Source organism: Mesorhizobium sp. C395A (assembly GCF_030323205.1).
Lineage (GTDB): Bacteria > Pseudomonadota > Alphaproteobacteria > Rhizobiales > Rhizobiaceae > Mesorhizobium.
Genome location: NZ_CP100473.1, coordinates 846,385 through 866,919, shown reverse-complemented (window position 1 = coordinate 866,919; position 20,535 = coordinate 846,385). Strand labels below are relative to the sequence as shown.

Below are 20,535 nucleotides of genomic sequence, written 5' to 3'. Positions count from 1 at the left end.
GTCTGTGACAAGGAGGAATCGCAAGCATGAGCCTTTCGCGCCGCAGCGAAATCGCCGCCGAGGCCGTGGGGCCAACAATTGCCGCCGGCGAAATCCTGGTCGAGATCATGGCGACGGAACGGGGTTTCGGCTTCCTCGAGCCGCAAACGCTCGTCGGGCCATTCCCCAGCGGTGCGCCGGCGATCTTCATCGATCAGGTTGCGCGGCTGGGGGGCGGCGCCGGCATTATCGGCTGCGTCGGCCGCGACGATTTCGGCACGCTCAACCTGGACAGGCTGAAGCGCGACGGTGTGGACGTCTCCGCCGTCGATATCAGCGACCGCTTCCCGACGGGATGCGCCTTCGTGCGCTATCGGCCCAATGGTATCAGGGACTTCGTCTACAACATCGCCGAATCCGCCGCCGGGCAGATCCACCTGACCACTGCTGCGCGCCTGCTGGCGGACAGAGCCGGCCATCTGCATATCATGGGATCGACGCTGTCGGTGGCAGGGCTGAAGGAGATTGTGACCTACGCAGTGAGGGCGGTGCGTGCCCGCGGCGGCTCAACCTCGTTCGACCCGAATGTGCGCAAGGAGCTGATCGGCGCCGACGGTGCGCTGTTTTCCGCACTCATCGACGATGCCGACCTGCTGCTGCCGTCCGGCGACGAATTGCTCGCTACGGCGGGCGTCGATGACGAGCATCAGGCGGTGGCGGCGCTGTTTGCCAGAGGCGTCGGCGAGATCGTGCTGAAGCGCGGTGCTGACGGCTCTTCCTGGTTCGGCGCCGACGGCGCCAGGATCGACTGCGCCGGTTTTCAGGTCGAGGAAGTCGACCCGACGGGCGCCGGCGATTGTTTCGGCGCCACTTACCTGACCTGCCGGCGCCAGGGGATGGAGCCCGGCAAGGCGCTGCTTTATGCCAATGCCGCCGGCGCCCGCAACGTCACCCGGCGCGGCCCGATGGAGGGCACCGCCGGCTTCGATGCGCTTGACCAATTCATCAAGGGAACAGCGAGACGGACATGAGTGCCAACCCGCTTGCAGGCCTCGCCAGCGCGCGCAAAAACGGCCCGCCCTACGGCATCACCTCGATCTGCTCGGCTCATCCGCTGGTGATCCAGACAGCAATACGGCGCGCCGTTGCCGACAGGGATAAAAGCCTGCTGATCGAGGCAACCTGCAATCAGGTCAACCAGTTCGGCGGCTATACCGGAATGACCCCGGCGCTGTTCGTCGCCTTCGTGCTGGAGATCGCCTGTCGCGAGGGGCTGGAAGCCTCGCGCATCATCTTCGGCGGCGACCATCTGGGACCGAACCCGTGGCGCGCAGAGCCGGCGGCGCAGGCGATGGACAAGGCCGAGGCCATGGTCGGCGCCTATATCGCGGCCGGCTTCACCAAGATTCATCTCGACGCATCGATGGGCTGCGCCGGCGAGCCGGCGGCGCTTGACGACGAGACCATCGCCACCCGGGCGGCGCGACTGGCAAAGGCGGCCGAAACGGCCGCGCACGCCGCAGGCAGCACCTTGCCGGTCTACATCATCGGCACCGAAGTCCCCGCCCCCGGCGGCGTCCACCACGCGATCAGCGAGTTGAAGCCGACCGAGGCGGAGGCGGCGCGGCGCACGATCGAGGTTCACCGGGAGATCTTTGCCCGTGAGGGGCTGACGGAGGCCTTCGGCCGCGTCATCGCCGTGGTGGTGCAGCCGGGCGTGGAATTCGGCAGCCAGAACGTCGTCGCCTACGCGCCCGAGAAATCCAAGGGCCTGACCGGCTTGCTCGATGAGCAGCCGTCGCTCGTCTACGAGGCGCATTCGACCGACTACCAGAGCCGTGCGGCTTTGACCGCGCTGGTCGCAAACGGCTTTCCCATCCTCAAGGTCGGCCCCGGCCTGACCTTCGCCTTGCGCGAGGCGCTTTACGGGCTCGACCTGATAGCATCCGAAATGATCACGGATTATGGCGACCGGTCGCTCGCCCGGACCATGGAAGGCGCGATGCTGGCAGCACCCGGCCATTGGCACAGCCACTATCACGGCAACGAAGCAGAGCTCTATGTGCAGCGGCATTACAGCTACAGCGACCGCATCCGCTATTATTGGAGCAACCCCACCGCTGTCGCGGCCGTCGAGCGCCTGCGCAAGGCGCTGGACGGGGTCGCCATTCCCGAAACGCTGATGCGGCAATTCCTGCCGGCGCTGCCGGCCGAACTCGGGTCGGCGGGCAATCCCGAGGCTATCCTTCTCGAAGCTGTCGATCAGGTGCTGGCCGACTATGACGCGGCCTGCCGTGGGACCTGAGTGCATTTGCGCCGGGTTGATCTTTGCCTCAGCCCAGTGTCTCTGACGTTTCCATGAAACCAGCCATGTTCTTTCTCCTGTTCGCGGCCTCTCTGCTGGCGTCGCCGGCACGCGCCGACTGGAAGCCGGTCGAAAAGGTCGAGACCTACGCCATCGCAGGGCGGACCGGCCCGGAACTCTATGCCGCGATCGGTGAAGCCGGCCCCTTGCTCGGCAAGGGCCGGGTCATCGCGCACACCAATTTCAAGCTGACCTGGACCAGGGACTACAGGCCGAAAGGCGACGCCTGCGAGCTGGTGTCGGCGCGGCCGAAACTGATCATCACCTATACCTTGCCGAAGCCGGCCGAACCGTTGCCGGCTTCCGTCCAGAAGAACTGGACGGTGTTCATCGCCGGGCTCGCCGCCCACGAGAGAGTGCATGGCGCAGCCATCGCCGAGATGGTGCGCAAGATCGAGGCGGTGAGCGTCGGCCTGACCGTTACTGATGACCCCGGCTGCAGCAAGATCAGAACCGAGCTGACGAGGCAACTCGCCCAGATCTCGCTGGCTCAGCGGCAGGCGAGCCGCGACTTCGACCGGGTCGAATTCGGCCCCGGCGGAAACCTGCAGAAGCTGGTGCTGGCTTTTGTGAATGGGGGGTAGTTTGCCGGCGAACCGGTCATTGCGCCGGTGTTCCGAACGACAAGAGCACCGGCCGCATGGCCGCTTTACAGGCAGGCTTGGTAGCGCTACCGTCTGATCGTCACGCGACCTGTTGGGGGAATGGGAGACGGTCGCGAGGCGGGAGAGGAGCGGTTTCCTTCGGGGCGTCGCAAGAAGCATTCGGGAGGAGATCGATGGCGTCTGTCGCGATCGGCGATGTTTACAAATCGTTCGGGACCGTCGAGGTCCTGCATGGCGTCAGTGTGGATATCGACGACGGCGAATTCGTCACGCTGGTCGGCCCGTCGGGTTGCGGAAAATCGACCCTTCTCAGGATGATCGCCGGCCTGGAAAAAATTTCTCGGGGCGAGATCGCGATCGGGGATCGGGTCGTCAACAACGTTGCGCCGAAAGAGCGCGACGTTGCCATGGTGTTCCAGAACTACGCGCTCTACCCGCACATGACGGTCGCCGAGAACATGGCGTTCTCGCTCATGCTCAAAGGTGTTTCGAAGGCCGATTGCGCTACCAGCATTCAGCGCGCCGCCGAAATCCTCGGGCTGGTGCCATTGCTGACGCGATATCCGCGCCAGCTTTCCGGCGGCCAGCGCCAGCGCGTCGCCATGGGCCGGGCGATAGTGCGCGATCCACAGGTTTTCCTGTTCGACGAACCGCTCTCCAATCTCGACGCCAAGCTCAGGGTGCAGATGCGCGCCGAGATCAAGGAACTGCACCAGCGGCTCAAGACGACCACAGTCTATGTCACCCACGACCAGATCGAGGCCATGACCATGGCCGACAAGATCGTCGTCATGCATGACGGCATCGTCGAACAGATCGGACCGCCGCTGGAGCTCTACGACAGGCCAAACAATCTCTTCGTCGCCAGTTTCATCGGCTCGCCCGCCATGAACCTGATCAAGGGCGAGATCGTCACCGACGGATCTCCGTCCTTTCGCGGCGCCGGGGGAATTTCCGTGCCGCTGGCCGGCGCGCCGGCCGTTGGCAACGGTCATCCGGTGGTGCTGGGAATACGGCCCGAGCATTTGCGGCTATCGTCAGACCAAGGCATTCCAGTCACCGTCGCGGTGGTCGAGCCGACCGGGTCGGAAGTGCAGATCATCGGCCGCACCGCCGGCGGCGACGAGATCGTCGCCAATTTCCGCGAACGCCATGCCTTCACACCGGGCGAATCCATACGGCTCTCTGCCGCGCCTGGCCTGATTCATCTCTTTGACGGCAAGACCGGAACACGATTTGAAACGCGTAAGGGATGGTAAGGACCGCATAGCAAGGAAGATAAACCGGAGGAGACGACCATGAAATTCACGAGACGCGATGTAATCCGCACGACCGCAGGTGCCGCGGCGGGAGCTCTGGGAAGCCGGTTCGTCGGCTCGCCGGCTTTTGCCCAGGAGGGCTTGAAATACAAGCCCGAGGAAGGCGCAAAGCTGCGGCTGCTGCGCTGGTCGCCCTTCGTCAAGGGCGATGAGGATCAATGGCTGGCCAACACCAAGCGCTTCACCGAGGCGACAGGTGTCGAGGTTCGTGTCGACAAGGAAAGCTGGGAGGACATTCGCCCCAAGGCAGCGGTCGCCGCCAATGTCGGTTCCGGCCCGGACCTGATGTTCGTCTGGTTCGACGACCCGCATCAATATCCCGACAAGCTGCATGACGTGACCGAGCTCGGCGAGTATCTGGGCTCGAAATATGGCGGCTGGCACGACGGACCAAAGCAATATGCGACGCGGGACGGCAAGTTCGTCGGCCTGCCGCTGGCCACCATCGGCAATGCCATCGTCTATCGCGAAAGCTGGGTGAAGGAGGCCGGCTTCTCGGAATTTCCGAAGGACACGGCAGGCTTCCTCGAGCTCTGCAAGGCGTTGCAGGCAAAGGGACATCCGGCCGGCTTCACGCACGGCCATGGCGTCGGGGACGGCAACAACTACGCGCACTGGCTGCTGTGGAGCCATGGCGGCCAGATGGTCGACGAGAGCGGCAAGGTGGCGATCAACAGCCCCGAGACGCTAAAGGCGATCGGTTACGCGCAGGAACTCTACAAGACCTTCATTCCCGGGACCGAAAGCTGGCTGGACGTCAATAATAACCGCGCCTTCCTGGCCGGCGAACTCGGCGTTATCGCCAACGGCATTTCCGCCTACAACACAGCCAAGATCAACAAGGACAACGATCCGAAGCTGGCTGAGATCGCCAAGGACATCCGCACCACCAACCTGCCGATCGGTCCCGTCGGGAAATCGGTCGAACTGTTCCAGGTGACCACGGCCGTCATCTTCAACTACACGCCCTACCCCAATGCGGCCAAGGCCTATCTGCAGTTCATGTTCGAGGATCCGCAAATGACCGACTGGATCACCTCCTCGGCGGGCTATTGCTGCCAGACGCTGAAGGCCTTCGACAACAATCCGGTGTGGACGGCCGACCCGAACAACGCCGCCTACGCAAAGGCCTCGGCGACGCTGCGTCCCAACGGCTATGCCGGGCCGCTCGGCTATGCCTCGGCGGCGACCATGGCCGACTATGTCCTGGTCGACATGTTTGCCAAGGCGGTGACCGGCCAGGCGACGCCGCAGGAGGCGATGGAGGAGGCGGAGAAGCGCGCCAACCGCTACTACCGCGTTTGATCACGGCACCGCCGGGCAGCGTCTAGTGCGCTGCCCGGCCCGTCGCACAATCCCATGGCGGCCGTTGACGCCGTGACCTGATTCCCCGATGAGGAGCCCTCCATGGCCGTGCCGTCCGTTGCCGCCCAGCCGCGTCCGTCGATGCTTTCGCGGATTCCCGAAAGCCGCAACGCGCTGGGCTTCGGCTTCATGCTGCCGGCGGCGGCGCTGCTGCTGGTCTTCCTGACCTATCCGCTCGGGCTGGGCGTCTGGCTCGGTTTCACCGATGCCCGGATCGGCCGCCCCGGCATATTCATCGGCGTCGAGAACTATCAGTACCTTTGGAATGACAACGTCTTCTGGCTCTCCGTCTTCAACACGCTGCTCTACACGGTCAGCGCCTCGATCCTGAAGTTCGTGCTCGGCCTGTGGCTGGCGCTCATCCTCAATGAAAACCTGCCGTTCAAATGGTTCTTCCGCGCGATAGTCCTGCTGCCCTGGGTGGTGCCCACCGTACTGTCAGCCATCGCCTTCTGGTGGATCTACGATTCGCAGTTCTCCATCCTGTCCTGGGCGCTGCAGCAAATGGGCCTGATCGACCACCGCATCAATTTCCTCGGCGATCCGGAGAATGCGCGCGCTTCGGTTATCGCCGCCAACGTCTGGCGCGGCATTCCTTTCGTCGCCATCACGCTGCTCGCCGGCCTGCAGACCATTCCGCAGTCGCTCTACGAGGCGGCCACGCTCGACGGCGCCAGTCGCTGGCAGTTGTTTCGTTATGTGACTCTGCCGCTGCTGACGCCGATCATCGCCATCACCATGACCTTCTCGGTGCTGTTCACTTTCACCGATTTCCAGCTGATCTACGTGCTGACCCGGGGCGGACCGGTGAATGCCACGCATCTGATGGCGACATTGTCTTTCCAGCGCGGCATTTCCGGCGGCCAGCTTGGCGAGGGCGCGGCCATCGCGGTGGCCATGATCCCGTTCCTGCTCGCGGCGATCCTGTTCAGCTATTTCGGCCTGCAACGCCGCAAATGGCAACAAGGCGGCGGAGACTGACATGGTCAAGACGGCCGCGACAAGGAAGGCGAAACGTGGGGATATCGACGAAGGCGGCATGGGCTACCTGCAGAGCCTGCCGCGCCGCGTGGTGACGGTCTATCTGCCGCTGCTGGTGTTCGTCTTCGTGCTGTTGTTTCCGTTTTACTGGATGACGATCACGGCGGTTAAGCCCAATCTCGAGATGACCGACTATGCGCAGTTCAATCCGTTCTGGGTGGTGCATCCGACATTGGAGCATATCCGCTATCTCCTGTTCGAGACCTCCTATCCGGGCTGGCTGCTCAACACGATCATCATCTCGACCGCCGCTACTTTCCTGTCGCTGCTGGCGTCGGTGTTCGCCGCCTATGCGATCGAGCGGCTGCGGTTTTCCGGGGCGCGGCAGGTCGGCCTCGGCATCTTCCTCGCCTATCTGGTGCCGCCCTCGATCCTGTTCATTCCGCTGTCGGTAATGGTGTTCAACCTCGGGCTCTACGACACGCCCTTCGCGCTCATCCTTACCTATCCAACCTTCCTGGTGCCGTTCTGCACGTGGCTGTTGATGGGTTACTTCCGCTCCATCCCGTTCGAACTGGAAGAATGCGCGCTGATAGACGGAGCGAGCCGGTGGCAGATCCTCACCAAAATCGTGCTGCCGCTCTCGGTGCCGGGCCTGATCTCCGCCGGCATATTCGCCTTCACCCTGTCATGGAACGAGTTCATCTACGCGCTGACATTCATCCAGTCCTCGGAAAACAAGACCGTGCCGGTGGGTGTGCTGACCGAGTTGGTGCGCTCCGACGTCTACGAATGGGGGGCGCTGATGGCGGGAGCGCTGATCGGCTCGCTTCCGGTGGTGGTGCTCTATTCGTTCTTCGTCGAGCACTATGTCTCGTCGATGACCGGCGCGGTGAAGGAGTGACGCGCCGGCTCACGCAAGGCGACCGGCGCGGTCAGATCGCGCCGATGATGCCGCCGTCGACGCGGATGTTCTGGCCGGTGATGTAGCCCGCACCTTCGGAAGCGAGGAAGGCGATGGTCGCGGCGATCTCCTCCGACGTGCCGTAGCGCTGCATCGGCACGCTGTCGCGGCGCTCCTCGGTGGCCGGCAGGCTGTCGATCCAGCCGGGCAGCACATTGTTCATGCGCACATTGTCGGCGGCGTAGGTGTTGGCGAAGATCTTGGTGTAGGCGGCAAGCCCGGCGCGGAACACGGCGGATGTCGGGAACATCGGGCTCGGCTCGACCACCCAGGCGGTCGAGATGTTGATGATGGCGCCAGCCCTCTGCTTGACCATCTGCGGCGCCACGATGCGCACCGGCCGGATGACGTTCATCAGATAGACGTCGAGACCGGTGTGCCACTGCTCGTCGGTGATTTCGAGGATCGGCGCGCGTGGCCCGTGGCCGCCGCTGTTGACCAGCACGTCGATGCGGCCGAAGCGCTCGAGCGTCAGATCGGCGAGCCGCTGCAGATCGTCATTCGACTGGTTGGAGCCGGTGACGCCGAGGCCGCCAAGCTCCTTGGCCAGAGCCTCGCCCTTACCGGAGGACGACAGGATCGCGACCTTGAACCCGTCCGCCGCCAGCCGCTTGGCCGCCGCCGCGCCCATACCGCTGCCACCCGCGACGACGACTGCTACTTTTTCTACACTCATCTCGATTTTCCTTCGCACGGGCTGGCGGGACTCTGAAGCACATGTTTCCGACCTTCGAGCAATGCTATAAACGGTTTTGCCATCTGGTTCGAACCAGAAAGCCTGAAATCAAGCTGTAGAAAAACTCCTGCATGCCTGAAGCCTTCCTGAGCCTGCCACCATTGAATGCGCTGCGTGCCTTCGAAGCCGCCGCGCGTCATCTCAACTTCCGCATCGCCGCCGAAGAGCTGAACGTGACGCAAGGGGCGGTGGCGCAGCATATACGCGGGCTGGAGGCCGATCTCGGCACAAAACTCTTCGACCGGCTGCCGCGCGGCCTGGCGCTGACCGATGAGGGCCGCGCCTATATGCCCAACATCCGCCGCGCCTTCGAGCTGATCTCGGAGGCCACCTTGCTGCTGCGGCCCGAACCGGCGCGGCTGACGATCAGCGTCACGCCGAGCTTTGCCACCAAATGGCTGATCCCCAAACTGCCGGAGTTCGTCGCGCACAACCCGCTGGTCGATTTGCGAATCCTGGCCAGCGAAAGCCTGTCGAGTTTTCAGGCCGATGGCGTCGACATTGCGGTCAGGCAAGGCCGCCTGCCCTCCGGCGCCGGCCTGATGGTGGATCTTTTGTTTCCACAGCAGATCATCGCCATCTGCAGCCCTGCCCTGCTGCCGACCGGCGCGAACGAGATCGCGGCGGCCGATATCCAGCATCACGTCCTGCTGCACGACGCGCACAATCTGTGGCCGGAATTCATGGAGAGAGTACTCGGCCTGAGGATGGCCACCGAGGCCAAACGCATGCGCTTCAACCAGACAGGCCTCGCGATCGACGCCGCCATTGCCGGCCAGGGCATCGCGCTGGCCAGCCGGTTTCTCGTATCCGCCGACATTGCCGCCGGCCGGCTGGTGCAGCCGATCAACGCGGAGATGCGTGGGACGCACGATTTCTATGTCGTGATGCCGCGCAAGCAACGGCACCCAGAACCGACGCAAGCCGTGCGGCGATGGCTGCTGGATGAGGGCGATGCGGCGCGGCTGTGATGGATAGCCGATCTCCCCTTTTACCGCCGCCGCGCAATGTCGGCCGCCACCGCCTTCGCCTCCCTGCCGATTTCTCGTAGCAGACCGGTGACCGGATTGTAGAAGCCGACGAGGTAGAGGCCGAGTTGAGAGGCGCGGGCGTTGACGCCACTGCGCTCCGGCTGCAATTCCACGGGCAGAAACTTTTCGTAGCCCGGGCGATAGCCGGTGGCGAGGATGACGGCGTCGAAATTTTCCTGCCTGCCGTCGGTGAACGCAGCGCCGCGCTCGGTGAAGCCCGCTATGTCGGGTGCGATCTTGATGGCGCCTTTGGTGATGGCGTCGACCGTGCCGACGTCGATGACCGGGATGCGGCCGACTTCGTCGATCTGCTGCAGGATGCCCTGCTTCGGCCTGACGATGCCGTATTTCTCGAGCTTGCCCAGCGCGAAATCGAGGATGATCGGGAACATCCAGTCGTTCAGCGCCTGCGGCATCGGCCGGCTGGCGATGCCGACCATCTGGATCGGCACGCCGAACAGCTGGCGCGGCACGATGTGGACGCCCTTGCGCACCGAAATGGTCGGACGCGCGCCACTTTCCGCCAAGTCGAGCGCGATCTCGGCGCCGGTGTTGCCCATGCCGACGATCAGCACGGAGCGGCCGGCAAAGGGCGCCGCTTGCGTATAGTCGGCGCTGTGCAGCACCTCGCCCTTGAAAGCCTCGATAGCAGGGAGCCGGGGGACGATCGGCTCGGCATTGTTACCGCTGGCGATGACGACATGGCGCGCCTTGATGTTGTCCGATCCTGTCTCGACCAGAAAACCGCCGTCCCCGAGGCGAATGGCTTTCACCGTCACGCCGAAGCGCGGGCGCAGATCGAATTTTTCCGCGTAGTCGTCGAGATAGCGGACCACCATTTCGCGCGGCACGTAGCGCGGATAATTTTTGGGAAAGGGCAGGAACGGCAGCGACGAGAACGACTTGACCGTATGCAGATGCAGCCGCCGATAGTGCCGCCGCCAGGCGGGCGCGATCTCCTGCGATTTTTCGAGCAGGATGAAATCCACTCCTGCCCGCTTCAGGCAGGCACCGACCGCAAGGCCGGCGGGCCCGGCGCCGACAATAACGACAGTGGTGTCCAAGCGATTCTCCTCCCGCTAGCTCCTTAGGCTACGCGTAGAAGCGCAGGCGGGACAAGGCGCGCCTCACCTTCTCCCCTTGTTGGAGAAGGTGGATCGGCGCGCTAGCGCCGAGACGCCTTCGCATCGCGGCGCGCACGCTGCGCATCCTGTCCGGTCTCGGCTCACCCCCGGTGACGAATGTCTATCCCGGCAATCGCCCATGCTGTCGGACGGGCTGCCTGTCGCCGGCCGCACCGCGGTCGAAGAGCTCTACGTGCATGGCGGCATGGGCCAATCGGCATGCATGCCGCCCCCGCCATCGCGCGCTGGCTGGAAGAGGCCGTGGTTCGGGCGATGGCAATCCGAAGCAGACATGGCTCCGGCCACAGCGATTTGCGGGATGGGAAGGGTGAGGCTGCGCGACGTCGTGTCGATGTAGCCCGCCATCGGCCCGAAGGGAGGGCTGGCGTTGCTCCCTAGCCGATATGCTCGGCGCGCAGCTTCTTCTTTATCTGCTCCAGGCCTGCCTCGCCGCCCGTCGCCAATTCATCGGCGATCCTTGCCAGCTTGTCATCGGCGGTGCGGTATTTGCTGCCCCAGGCGCCGAGCGTCGCCAGCACCGGCAACAGGTCGATGCCCGCCTCGGTCAGCTTATAGATCGCCTTGAGCTTGTGCGTGGGGTCGTCGCTTCTGGTGACAATGCCCTCATCCTGCAAGGTCTGCAGCCGCTCGGCCAGCGTGCGCGACGAGATGCCTTCGCCTGATAGCAGAAACTCCCGGAAGTGCCTTTTTCCCGCGAAAATCATGTCGCGGATGATCAGCAGCGTCCAGCGGTCACCGAGCAATTCGAGCGACAGGCTGATGGGGCAGCCGGATCTTTCCCTGGTCGACATTCTCAATGCTTCCATTTCTAAATCACTTTACTATTGACATCATTTTTCTCTCATGTCAATGGTTCCGAAAGTAAAGCGATCACCAACGCCGCCTGACCTGGCGCTGGTGACACCAGAGCTCAATCAGGAGAACGACGATGAGAAAACTGATCCTGCAGATGCAGATGTCGGTCGACGGTTTTGTCGGCGCGGCCGGCGATGAGCACTGGCAGCTCTGGGAATGGGGCGCCAACTGCCCGTGGGACGACGACTTGAAGCAGGATTTCAACGCGGTGTTCGCCGGCATCGATACCATTCTGCTCAGCCGCAAGATGGCCGAAGAAGGCTATCTAACCCATTGGGGCAATGCGGCAAAAAACTATCCGCGCGATCCCTTCTACGCCTTTGCGCAGCGCATCGTCGAGGCGCGCAAGGTGGTGCTGAGCGACAAGCTCGCGGCATCGCGGTGGGAGCGCACGACGCTTGCCAGCGGCGACCTGCCGCGCGAGGTCAAGGCGCTGAAAGCTGAAGGTGAAGGCGACATGGCGGTATTCGGCGGCGCCGGCTTTGCCTCGGCCCTGATTGCAGCGGGACTGGTCGATGAGTTCCAGCTGTTCATCAATCCGGCCGCGCTGGGCGACGGCGAGCGGATTTTCGACTGTGGCGGCTTCCTGAAATTGCGCCTGCTCGGCTCTAAAGCCTATGCCTGCGGAATGGTGGTGAACCGCTACGCGCCGGCAATGTGAAGTAGTTCAGCGATTGAATCCGTGGACCGCTTCAACTCTTTGTTTTTACGAGAACTCCGGACGGATCACCGCAACCCGCTCCTCGTGAACCTGCGCTAGAAATTGATCTCGACCGAAGCGGCACTTCGCTTTGCCGGCCCGTGAAACACCGCCTCGATGTTGTTGCCGTCGGGGTCGAGCAGGAAGGCGGCGTAGTAGCCGGGGTGGTAGGGCCGCTCACCCGGCGCGCCATTGTCGGCGCCGCCGGCATCGAGGCCGGCCTTGTAGAACGCATCGACCATGGCCTTGTCCCTGGCCTGGAGGGCCAGATGATGGCGCCCGGTCAGCTGTCCCCTCGCCGCCCGGCTGTCGAGGCTTGAGATGAACAGCTCGTCGGCCCAGAAATAGTCCTCGGCCTCGCCGCCGATCGGAATGCCGAGCACCTTGAAGACGGCTTCATAGAAGCGCCGGCTCGCCTTGAGGTCCCTGACCACCAGCTGGACGTGGTCGATGAGGCGGCCGCGATGCAGTTCCATGAGCGATATCTCCCGTCGCGAGACCACAAAGCTAGTGCCGCGGAGCGGCTCGTCAATTCGGCAGTCTATCTTGTCGGCGCGCTTGGCAGCCTTACACCCCTGCTTTTGTCATATCCGGATGGACTTCCACGCAGACCGGATAAAAAATGCAACCGGATTGTCGGATTCGAAATCCCGCCAACGTCCTTCGGACGCAAGCGGCGCAACGGAGCTGGAGCGAGTGGCGCCGCATCGAAACCGATCTCGGGAGAAGAGCATGAACAGTTCCTACCGTTGGGTGATCGTCGCGTGCGGCGCGCTGATGACCTGTGTGGCGCTCGGCGCGATGTTTTCGCTGGCGATCTTTCTCGAGCCGATGGCGCTCGACACCAACTGGTCGCGAACCGGCATTTCCAGCGCCATGACGCTGAATTTCTTGGTGATGGGTGCAGGCGGTTTCGCCTGGGGCGCCATCTATGACCGTGTCGGCGCCCGCCCGGTGGTTTTTGCCGGCGCGGTGCTGCTCGGCCTGTCGCTGGTGGTGGCGAGCCGAGCCCAATCGCTGCTGGTCTTCCAGCTGAGCTATGGCGTCATCGTCGGGCTGGCGGCCAGCGCCTTCTTCGCGCCGATGATCGCGCTGACCACCGCCTGGTTCGAGACCCATCGCAGCCTGGCCGTGTCGCTGGTCTCGGCCGGCATGGGCGTGGCGCCGATGACCATTTCGCCCTTCGCGCGCTGGCTGATCACGGCCTATGACTGGCGTACCGCCATGTTCGACATCGGGATCATGGCCTGGGTGCTGTTGCTGCCGGCCGTCTTCCTGGTGCGCCAGCCGTCGGCGGCGGTCGCGGCAGCGGATGGCAGCGCGCCCGCGCCTGCCGCGGCCCCCGGCATGTCAGTCGGCCAGGCGCTGCGCTCGCCGCAATTCCTGGTGCTGGGCATGACCTTCTTCGCCTGTTGCGCGGCGCATTCGGGGCCGATCTTCCACATGGTGAGCTATGCCATGTCGTGCGGCGTGGCGCCGATGGCAGCCGTGTCGATCTACAGCGTCGAGGGCCTTGCCGGCCTTGGCGGGCGCGTGCTCTACGGCGTGCTCGGCGACAGGTTGGGCGCCAAGCCGGTGCTGATCGTGGGCCTCGCCATCCAGGCGGTGGTGATCGCCGCCTATCTCGCCGTCGGCAATCTCGAGCAGTTCTATCTCCTGGCGATCATCTTCGGCGCCACATATGGCGGCGTCATGCCGCTCTATGCGGTTCTGGCGCGCGACTATTTCGGGCCACGCATCATCGGCACGATACTTGGCGCCGCGACCCTGTTGTCCAGCCTCGGCATGTCGTTCGGCCCGCTCGCCGGCGGCATGATCTTCGACGCCTATGCCAGCTATTCCTGGCTGTTCATCGGCTCGGCGCTGATCGGCCTCGGTGCTGCCGGCATCGCCATCGCCTTCCCGCCGCAGCCCGGCCGAGAGAGGCTGCAGGCGGCATGAGCGAAATTTCCCCTCGAGGGGAAATACTCATCACCCTGTCCCCGTTCCCGAGCGCAGCTCTTCCCTGCCCTCGTCGTCGCGGCTGAGCCTGGCGTCCGAGATCAGCACCACCGGGCATTGGCAGCGCTGCAGCACGCCGGTGGTCGTCTCGCCGAAGAAGAGTTCCTCGCCAGGGCGCCGCGCCACGCCCATGACGATCAGCGCCGCCCCCCTGCCGGCCTGGCGGGCAATGGCATCGGCGGCGGCGGCCCGGCTGCGGATGGCCGTCTCGATCTCGACGCCATAGCGGTCGGCTAGTGCGACGGTATCCTTCAGCACCGCCTCCCTGCGGCGATGCGAGACAGTGTCGCGCGGTTCGTCGCGGCCGACGCGCGCGACATAAAGTATCTTGACCCGCGCACCCGTGACCGCTGCAATCGCCAGCGCCATTTCGGCACCCCGGCGGGCGATCGCGGTGCCGTTGACCGGAACCAGAATCTTCCCGCCTTCAGGTCCTAGCCTTGGCATCTGGCGGCCGGCGCCGGTCGCCTTCAGCACCAGGCATAGCGGGCCCTCGAAGGCGCCGGCGATCTCGTTGATGCGGCGGGCAAACCCACCTTTCGACGTGACCGCGCGGCCGAGCCCGATCAGCAGCAGCCCATAGCCTTTGCGCGCCTCCTTGGCAACCGTTTCGGCCGAAAGCTCGGCCTCGTGGCGCCGCGTGACAGGCGCCGCGCGGGCCAGCTCCTCGTCCGAACTCCTGGCGGCCTCGCGGCTGTCCTCGGCACCCTTTTCGATCGGCTCGAGCTTCGCATCCGTGCCGGGCTCGGCCTCCTCCCCCTCGCCTCGGGCATGCAGCACCGTCGTCGGCCTGCCGGCGCCCACGACTCCTGCGAGGTAAGCAGCAAAGCGGCCGACAACGCCCTCATCGGTCACCACCAGCAGTCGTTCCAGATTGGCGATGAAGCCGCGTTGGTCGATCTCCTCGCGCTCCAGACGCTTCTTCTCGTTCTCGCCCATCGGCAAGCGGCCGAGTGCCCAACGCAAGGTCGGCGGCATGGCGAGCGTGGTGATGACGGCCATGGTCACGATCATGGTGAAAAGATTGTGCGACAGAACGCCGATCGACAGGCCAATAGAGGCGACGATGACTTCGGTCGAGCCGCGCGCGTTCATGCCGCAACCGACGGCGATGCCTTCCTTGCGGCTCATGCCGGCAAGCTCGGCGCCGATGAAGGCGCCGGCGAATTTGCCGAAGCTGGCGATCAGCACCAAAGCGGCCGTGAGTAGCGCAAGCTCGTGGTCGACAAGCACTGTGAGATCCGCCGAAAGGCCGGCGACGCCGAAGAAAACCGGCATGAACAGCGCCATGATGACGCCGCGCAATTGCCCTTCGATATGACGCGACAGGATCGGCGATTCCCCAACCAGTATGCCGGCGACGAAGGCGCCGAGCACGGTGTGGACGCCGATCAGATCGGTGATCAGCGCCATTGCGCCCATGATGGCGAGAATGACGGTGACGACGGCGTATTCGCTGCGGAACGTATCGTTGGTCCAGCGGATGGCGTCGAAGACGATGCGGCGGCCAATCGTGAAGGAAAACCCCATGAAGGCGGCGACGCCGACAATGGTGAAGGCAAGGCTGCCGAGCTCGATGCGCCCCTTGGTGGCGATGCCGATGGTGATGGCGATGATCACCCAGCCGATCGTGTCCTCGATGATGGCCGACGAGACGATGGTCTGACCGAGATCGCGGCGCATGAAGTTCATCTCGCGCACCACCATGGCGACGATCTTGACCGAGGAGATCGACAGCGCCGTGCCGAGGAAGAGACCGGCGACAATGCGCTCGGTTCCGTCGGCCAGCAGCGAGGCCGGCATGAACTGCGCGGCGGTGAAGCCGAGCGCGAAAGGCACGGCGACGCCCGCGGCGGAGATGGAAAAGCACGCACGGCCGACCCTGCGCACCAGCCGCAGATCCGTCTCCATCCCGGTGAGCAACAGAAGCATCAACACGCCGAGCTGGGCGATGGCGCTGATCATGCTCTTTTGGGTGGCGTCGCCTGAAAAGATCACGCGTTCTGCTTCCGGCAATAGCCAGCCGAGCAGCGATGGCCCGAGCAGGATGCCGCCGATGAGCTGACCCATCACCGCCGGCTGGCCGAGACGCTCCAGCAACTCGCCGATGCCGCGGCCGACGAGAAGCAGAAGGAGGATTTCGAGAACGAAAATGCCCTCGCTGGACATGCCGGTCTTTTCGGCTGCCAACGATGCGGCCGGCATGAATGCCAAAGCTGCCACGGCAAGCGCGACCGACCGGCGCCGGTTGACCACGAAGGACATGCACCCCCTCATTGTGCCCGGTATAACGTTTGCGGGCGAGATCGGTTGCACGCCACGCTCCCTTGGCGCGCCGCAGGTTCCTCCTTACCTGAATCGCATAACGGGCCTATCTGACTGCGGATAAACCGCCGAGACCCGGGCCGGCGACGGAACATTTTCAACCGATTGCGCGTTGCGCAGATGGGGATGACCGGCGTCGTTTCGGCCGGCCATGGCGTTGGGAGGCGCGTGGCAAGGGATGTCCCAGGTCAAGACCGTGAAAACCGACGAAGCGGCTGCAGCGCCGCGGGCCTCTGATGCGTTCGCGCTGAAGCTCACCTCATCGGAATTCGTGGCCACCATGTCGCATTTCCACCGCGCCGAAATCGCCCGCATGGCCGGCTGGCGCGACCGGCTGGACCGTACCAGCAACTGGGCGATTACTGTCGTCGCCGCCATGCTCTCAGTCTCACTCTCGACGCCCAGCGCCCATCACGGGGTGCTGCTCTTTGCCATGCTGCTGACCACGCTGCTGCTATGGATCGAGGCGCGGCGCTATCGTTTCTTCGATGTCTACCGGGCCAGGGTGCGCCAGTTCGAGCGCTATTATTTCGCGCAGATCTTCTCGCCGCAGCCCGACTACGCCTCCAACTGGCTGGCCATCGTCGGCGAAGGCCTGCGTTCGCCGCGCTTCCTGATCTCGCAACGCGCGGCGTTGGTGCGCCGGCTGCGCCGCAACTACATTTTCATGTACACGATCCTGATGCTGGCGTGGGTGCTGAAGATCACGACGCCCAGTCTGCAGCGCGAAGGGTCGCCGATAGGCTTGGGCGCGTCATTTCTCGACGCCGCGCGCGTGGCGCAGCTCGGCCCGGTTCCAGGCATCTATGTCGTGTGCATGGTCGGGCTGTTCTATGTCGGCCTACTCGCAGCCGCTTTCCTCATCTCAAGCGACGAGGGCGAGCTTTCGCATGGCACCGTGCATGTCTGAGAGCGGCCTCGAAAAGCGCAATCTGCCGCGGTGATCTTCAGCAGACATTGTCGACCATCAGAGCGGTCGCTTCCGACCGGCTTGCGGCTTCCTCAACCGGAAGCCGTGCGCGATGGCGCTTGTAGGCGGTGAGCGCGATGACCAGCACGCAGCATACGGCGTTCAGCCAGTTGATCGCCGCCAGCGCGGGATCGTTCAGATTGATGTGGGCGTAGAGTCCCGTCGTGGCGTTGGCGCCTGTCCACAACAGCCAGGTCGCGTAGGAAATCGCCGACGCCCCGTGCCTGTCCCGGGCCACCCGCACGATCTGCGGCAGGTAGGACACCACGCGCAAGCCATTGAAAATAGTGAAGAGATAAAAAGACAGATCAGCAAGTGTCATCCGAAACCCCTGTCATGGCCGGACGTCCCATAGCGTTCCTTGCAGTGGCGGCATGTGAGCCCGTTCACATGCCGGCTTCGATTTTCTTGTTGCGGCCCGGCACCCGGATTCTTTCGCCATGTGGGCGTTCGCCGTGAGCCAGCCCGACGAGGTCGACATGAACCAGATCCAGTTTCGGCCGACGGCGCGGGAGTACTAAACAGATCTCGTGCTTGGGCAAAGTTCGGGTTGACCGCTGCCAAGAGCGCGGCGACTATCCCTGCAACGTGCAGGAGGACATGAGAATGGACGAACCCGATCGCTGGCGGCACATGGCGAGCGCGCCCAAGGACGGCAGCCGCATCCTGGTCACGGTCAGGCCATCGGAGCAGGGGCCGGCCGAGGTCGACCTCGCTTACTGGTCGCGCGCCGACCAGTTCGGCACGGAGGGCTGGCGCTCTTCCGATTCGTCGCCAGGACGGGTGATCGAATACCCCGAACCGGAGTTGAAATGCTGGATGCCGCTGCCGACGGCCAATCTGAGCCGGGCTTCAATGCCAAGTCCGTGGCAAGGCGAAGACGTCCCGCTGCTCGACGGCTCCGGGATATGATCTCGGCGGGATGACCGTAGGAAATACGCTGCCGGCCCAATACTTGACGGCCTTACTTCGGCCGACGCACCGATCGCACCATGCCGCCGGGGCCGCTGCCGCAAAAGAAGCGGTCGCCGCCGTCGGATTCGAGCCCGGAAACGCCCGCCCCCGCCGGCATGTCGAGCCGTTCCAGCACCTTGCCAGTTTGCGGATCGACGCGCCGGACATCGCTCTGGTCGCCTTCCCAGGTGCCGTGCCAGAGCTCGCCATCGACCCAGGTGACTCCGGTGACGAAGCGGTTTGAGTCGATGGTGCGCAGGATTTTCCCGGTCTCGGGATCGATCTGGTGGATCTTGCGCTCCCGGTTCTGCCCCACCCAGAGCGTGCCCTCGGCCCAGGTCATGCCGGAATCGCGGCCGCCGCCGGGCGCCGGGATGGTGGAGAGCACCTTGCCGGTATCGGGGTCGATCTTCTGGATGCGGTCCCCGGCGAGCTGGAACAGATGCCGGCCGTCATAGGCGGTGCCGGCATGTGCCGCGACATCGATCGAGCGCAGCGTCTCGCCGCTTGCCGGATCGAAGGCGGTCAGCCGCTCGCCCGTCGCAAACCAGACATTCTGTCCGTCGAAGCTCACGCCGTGCACGGTGTCGACATCAGGAAAGGGCCCGTATTCGCGCAGGATTTCCGCTGCTGAATGTTTCATGTCCTGGTCCTCGATCATGGTCACCTTTCCTAGCCGTTCGGCAGCGGCGACGGGAGTAACAAGGTGGTCGTGAAACCAGCGACCGGGGGCGTCATCCAGCGCCGCGCCCGGCCGTGGCCGAAGGACTGCACTTTGCCGGTCTCGGCCAACTGCTCGAGCGCCCGCTGTACGCTGCGCTGTCCGGCGCCCAGCGCCAGCGCCAACGCCGAGCTGGCCCAGGATTCACCATCGGCCAGGAAGGCCAGCACCGCGGCGTGCCGCTCCTCGATCGGCCGCGCCAGCACCGCCACGGAGCCTGCTTCGCGCGGCTTTAGCGCAAAGCCCTGGCTGGTCGCGCCGATGCCCGCCAGCGGCCGCAATTCGGCGCGCAGCCGGCCGATCTCGACCCGCAGCCTGGCGCGATGCGATTCATCGGCATGCCGGCCGCCAAAGGCGCGGGCAATCAGCGTCGCCCTCGGCACATCCGCCGGCCAGGCTTCGGCAAGCGCGCGCGCCAGCGCAAACAGCACCGGCCGCGTTGCCAGCGAGATCGTTGTTTCCTGCTTGTGCACGATATAGCGGAACGTATCGACGACCAGCGCGCGCGACGCCTGCAGCGCCTCGACCTCTTCGAGCAACAGCGGATGCTCCTCGCCGCCTGCGATCAGCCGCGCCGCCGGCGTCTCCAGCGCCAGGAAGGCGCTGTCGACCTCCGCCATGAGACCCGGAATGCCGGCCCGGCGGGCGGCATGGCGCGCCCACTCAAGGGCTGCGCGCGCGGCCTTCGTCTTCAGGCGCCGCATGGCGATGCCGGCAACCGCGAGTTCATGCGCGGCGCGTGAGGCCGGCGGAAGCGGCGACGGATCGAGCCCAGCCAGCACGTCTTCAGCCTCGTCGAGGCGGCCGATCAGCAGCAGGCGGCGCACTTTGAGATGCCCGGCATGCGCCGCGTTCAGCCGGTCGCCATGCTTTTCCAATGTCGACCGCGCCGCGTCGAGCGCCTTGGACGGCCAGCCGAGATCACGCGAAACAAGTGCGATCTCGGCTTCGGCGACAACGCACCTGGCGCGCGCCACCGCCTCCTTTGGACCGAAGGCACGGCCGGCCCTACGCAACAGTACTTTGGCGCGATCGAAATCGCCGAGCTGCGCCATGGCAATGCCGCGCAACGCCAGCGCCGGGGCATCCTCGCGCAAGGCGACGCGGTCGAGTGCCGCCAGCGGATTGCCCGCCGCCAGCGCCAGCCCTGCCGCGGTGATCAGCGAGTCCATGCAAATCCCGTCACATTTGTAACTCCCACCGCTCCCCTTATCGGCCCTAACTTAAGTCACCACCGCCAAGCAGCAAGCCGCGGACGGCGACCTAGCCATCTGGACTGGTTGAAGACGCCCAGGCCTGCGTTGACGGCAATATTCGCATTCGCTAGCCTGAGCATCTCAGACAGTCGTGTTAAGCTTCTCAATAAGGAAAAACCGACCATGCCTGCTTCCGAGGACTTCGAGCCCACCGTGCGGCCTCGCCACCCCTGCTGCGGTGGCCCGCCTGCAAATGCCGTCACATTTGTAACTCCGCCCTCGCCGCCTCGCGGCCCTAGCCTGCCTCACGATCAACAGGCAAC

General features: G+C 64.5%; 20 protein-coding genes. 12 read left to right on the top strand and 8 right to left on the bottom strand.

Annotated elements, in window-relative coordinates; genetic code table 11:
- The first annotated feature begins 26 nt into the window (after positions 1–26).
- From NLY37_RS04215 to NLY37_RS04185, 7 genes are all read left to right on the top strand, one after another.
- The gene (locus tag NLY37_RS04215; protein WP_031246361.1) at positions 27–1,010 is read left to right on the top strand and encodes a tagatose kinase; all 984 of its coding nucleotides are present in this window, start codon (positions 27–29) and stop codon (positions 1,008–1,010) included.
- A complete protein-coding gene (locus NLY37_RS04210; protein WP_023742422.1) occupies positions 1,007–2,284 on the top strand; it encodes a D-tagatose-bisphosphate aldolase, class II, non-catalytic subunit in 1,278 nt (425 codons plus the stop codon). Before NLY37_RS04215 ends, NLY37_RS04210 begins: the two co-directional genes overlap by 4 nt.
- Before the next feature lie 53 nt (positions 2,285–2,337).
- Positions 2,338–2,928: a DUF922 domain-containing Zn-dependent protease gene (locus NLY37_RS04205; protein WP_023742421.1), complete on the top strand. Its 591-nt coding sequence runs from the start codon at positions 2,338–2,340 to the stop codon at positions 2,926–2,928.
- Between the two features lie 194 nt (positions 2,929–3,122).
- Entirely contained in the window at positions 3,123–4,208 is a 1,086-nt protein-coding gene (locus tag NLY37_RS04200) for an ABC transporter ATP-binding protein (protein ID WP_023742420.1), read from the top strand.
- Positions 4,209–4,247: 39 nt separating this feature from the next.
- Positions 4,248–5,573 (top strand): ABC transporter substrate-binding protein, encoded by a 1,326-nt coding sequence (locus NLY37_RS04195; RefSeq protein WP_023693796.1) that lies wholly within the window; start codon positions 4,248–4,250, stop codon positions 5,571–5,573.
- Positions 5,574–5,714: 141 nt separating this feature from the next.
- Complete coding sequence (locus tag NLY37_RS04190; protein ID WP_488494731.1) at positions 5,715–6,614, top strand: carbohydrate ABC transporter permease; 900 nt, start codon at positions 5,715–5,717, stop codon at positions 6,612–6,614.
- A 1-nt stretch (position 6,615) separates the two neighbouring features.
- Positions 6,616–7,518 carry a carbohydrate ABC transporter permease gene (locus tag NLY37_RS04185; protein ID WP_023673469.1) on the top strand — a complete coding sequence of 301 codons (903 nt, stop codon included), beginning with the start codon at positions 6,616–6,618 and terminating at the stop codon, positions 7,516–7,518.
- 31 nt (positions 7,519–7,549) lie between these two features.
- Here the strand turns inward: NLY37_RS04185 and NLY37_RS04180 are convergent, their stop codons facing one another.
- Entirely contained in the window at positions 7,550–8,254 is a 705-nt protein-coding gene (locus tag NLY37_RS04180; protein ID WP_023673468.1) for an SDR family oxidoreductase, read from the bottom strand.
- A 131-nt stretch (positions 8,255–8,385) separates the two neighbouring features.
- On the opposite strand from NLY37_RS04180, the gene gcvA reads away from it, so the two are divergent.
- Entirely contained in the window at positions 8,386–9,285 is a 900-nt protein-coding gene (gene gcvA / locus NLY37_RS04175; protein ID WP_023742418.1) for a transcriptional regulator GcvA, read from the top strand.
- A 20-nt stretch (positions 9,286–9,305) separates the two neighbouring features.
- Here gcvA and NLY37_RS04170 read toward each other — a convergent pair whose 3' ends face one another.
- Positions 9,306–10,409 (bottom strand): flavin-containing monooxygenase, encoded by a 1,104-nt coding sequence (locus NLY37_RS04170; RefSeq protein WP_023708708.1) that lies wholly within the window; start codon positions 10,407–10,409, stop codon positions 9,306–9,308.
- A 455-nt stretch (positions 10,410–10,864) separates the two neighbouring features.
- On the bottom strand, positions 10,865–11,281 hold the full coding sequence (locus NLY37_RS04165; protein ID WP_023708707.1) for a winged helix-turn-helix transcriptional regulator: 417 nt from the start codon (positions 11,279–11,281) through the stop codon (positions 10,865–10,867).
- A gap of 137 nt (positions 11,282–11,418) precedes the next feature.
- Between NLY37_RS04165 and NLY37_RS04160 the strand changes: the two genes are divergently transcribed.
- Positions 11,419–12,006: a dihydrofolate reductase family protein gene (locus NLY37_RS04160; RefSeq protein ID WP_023673464.1), complete on the top strand. Its 588-nt coding sequence runs from the start codon at positions 11,419–11,421 to the stop codon at positions 12,004–12,006.
- 95 nt (positions 12,007–12,101) lie between these two features.
- On the opposite strand, the gene NLY37_RS04155 is transcribed toward NLY37_RS04160, so the two are convergent.
- A complete protein-coding gene (locus NLY37_RS04155; RefSeq protein WP_155927330.1) occupies positions 12,102–12,530 on the bottom strand; it encodes a VOC family protein in 429 nt (142 codons plus the stop codon).
- A 247-nt stretch (positions 12,531–12,777) separates the two neighbouring features.
- Here NLY37_RS04155 and NLY37_RS04150 point away from each other — a divergent pair, with 247 nt between their 5' ends.
- Positions 12,778–13,986, top strand: coding sequence for an MFS transporter (locus NLY37_RS04150; RefSeq protein ID WP_023708705.1), 1,209 nt, complete (start codon positions 12,778–12,780; stop codon positions 13,984–13,986).
- A 30-nt stretch (positions 13,987–14,016) separates the two neighbouring features.
- Here NLY37_RS04150 and NLY37_RS04145 read toward each other — a convergent pair whose 3' ends face one another.
- Positions 14,017–16,311, bottom strand: coding sequence for a cation:proton antiporter domain-containing protein (locus tag NLY37_RS04145; RefSeq protein WP_023742417.1), 2,295 nt, complete (start codon positions 16,309–16,311; stop codon positions 14,017–14,019).
- 238 nt (positions 16,312–16,549) lie between these two features.
- Between NLY37_RS04145 and NLY37_RS04140 the strand changes: the two genes are divergently transcribed.
- Positions 16,550–17,281 carry a DUF2270 domain-containing protein gene (locus NLY37_RS04140; protein WP_023673885.1) on the top strand — a complete coding sequence of 244 codons (732 nt, stop codon included), beginning with the start codon at positions 16,550–16,552 and terminating at the stop codon, positions 17,279–17,281.
- Positions 17,282–17,318: 37 nt separating this feature from the next.
- Here the strand turns inward: NLY37_RS04140 and NLY37_RS04135 are convergent, their stop codons facing one another.
- Positions 17,319–17,663, bottom strand: a complete 345-nt coding sequence (locus NLY37_RS04135) for a PQ-loop domain-containing transporter (RefSeq protein ID WP_023673886.1) — start codon at positions 17,661–17,663, stop codon at positions 17,319–17,321.
- A 284-nt stretch (positions 17,664–17,947) separates the two neighbouring features.
- Between NLY37_RS04135 and NLY37_RS04125 the strand changes: the two genes are divergently transcribed.
- The gene (locus tag NLY37_RS04125; protein WP_023689804.1) at positions 17,948–18,253 is read left to right on the top strand and encodes a hypothetical protein; all 306 of its coding nucleotides are present in this window, start codon (positions 17,948–17,950) and stop codon (positions 18,251–18,253) included.
- A 52-nt stretch (positions 18,254–18,305) separates the two neighbouring features.
- On the opposite strand, the gene NLY37_RS04120 is transcribed toward NLY37_RS04125, so the two are convergent.
- The gene (locus NLY37_RS04120) at positions 18,306–18,938 is read right to left on the bottom strand and encodes a Vgb family protein (protein WP_023742416.1); all 633 of its coding nucleotides are present in this window, start codon (positions 18,936–18,938) and stop codon (positions 18,306–18,308) included.
- 29 nt (positions 18,939–18,967) lie between these two features.
- Positions 18,968–20,188, bottom strand: coding sequence for a hypothetical protein (locus NLY37_RS04115; RefSeq protein ID WP_023685490.1), 1,221 nt, complete (start codon positions 20,186–20,188; stop codon positions 18,968–18,970).
- Positions 20,189–20,535 lie beyond the last annotated feature (347 nt).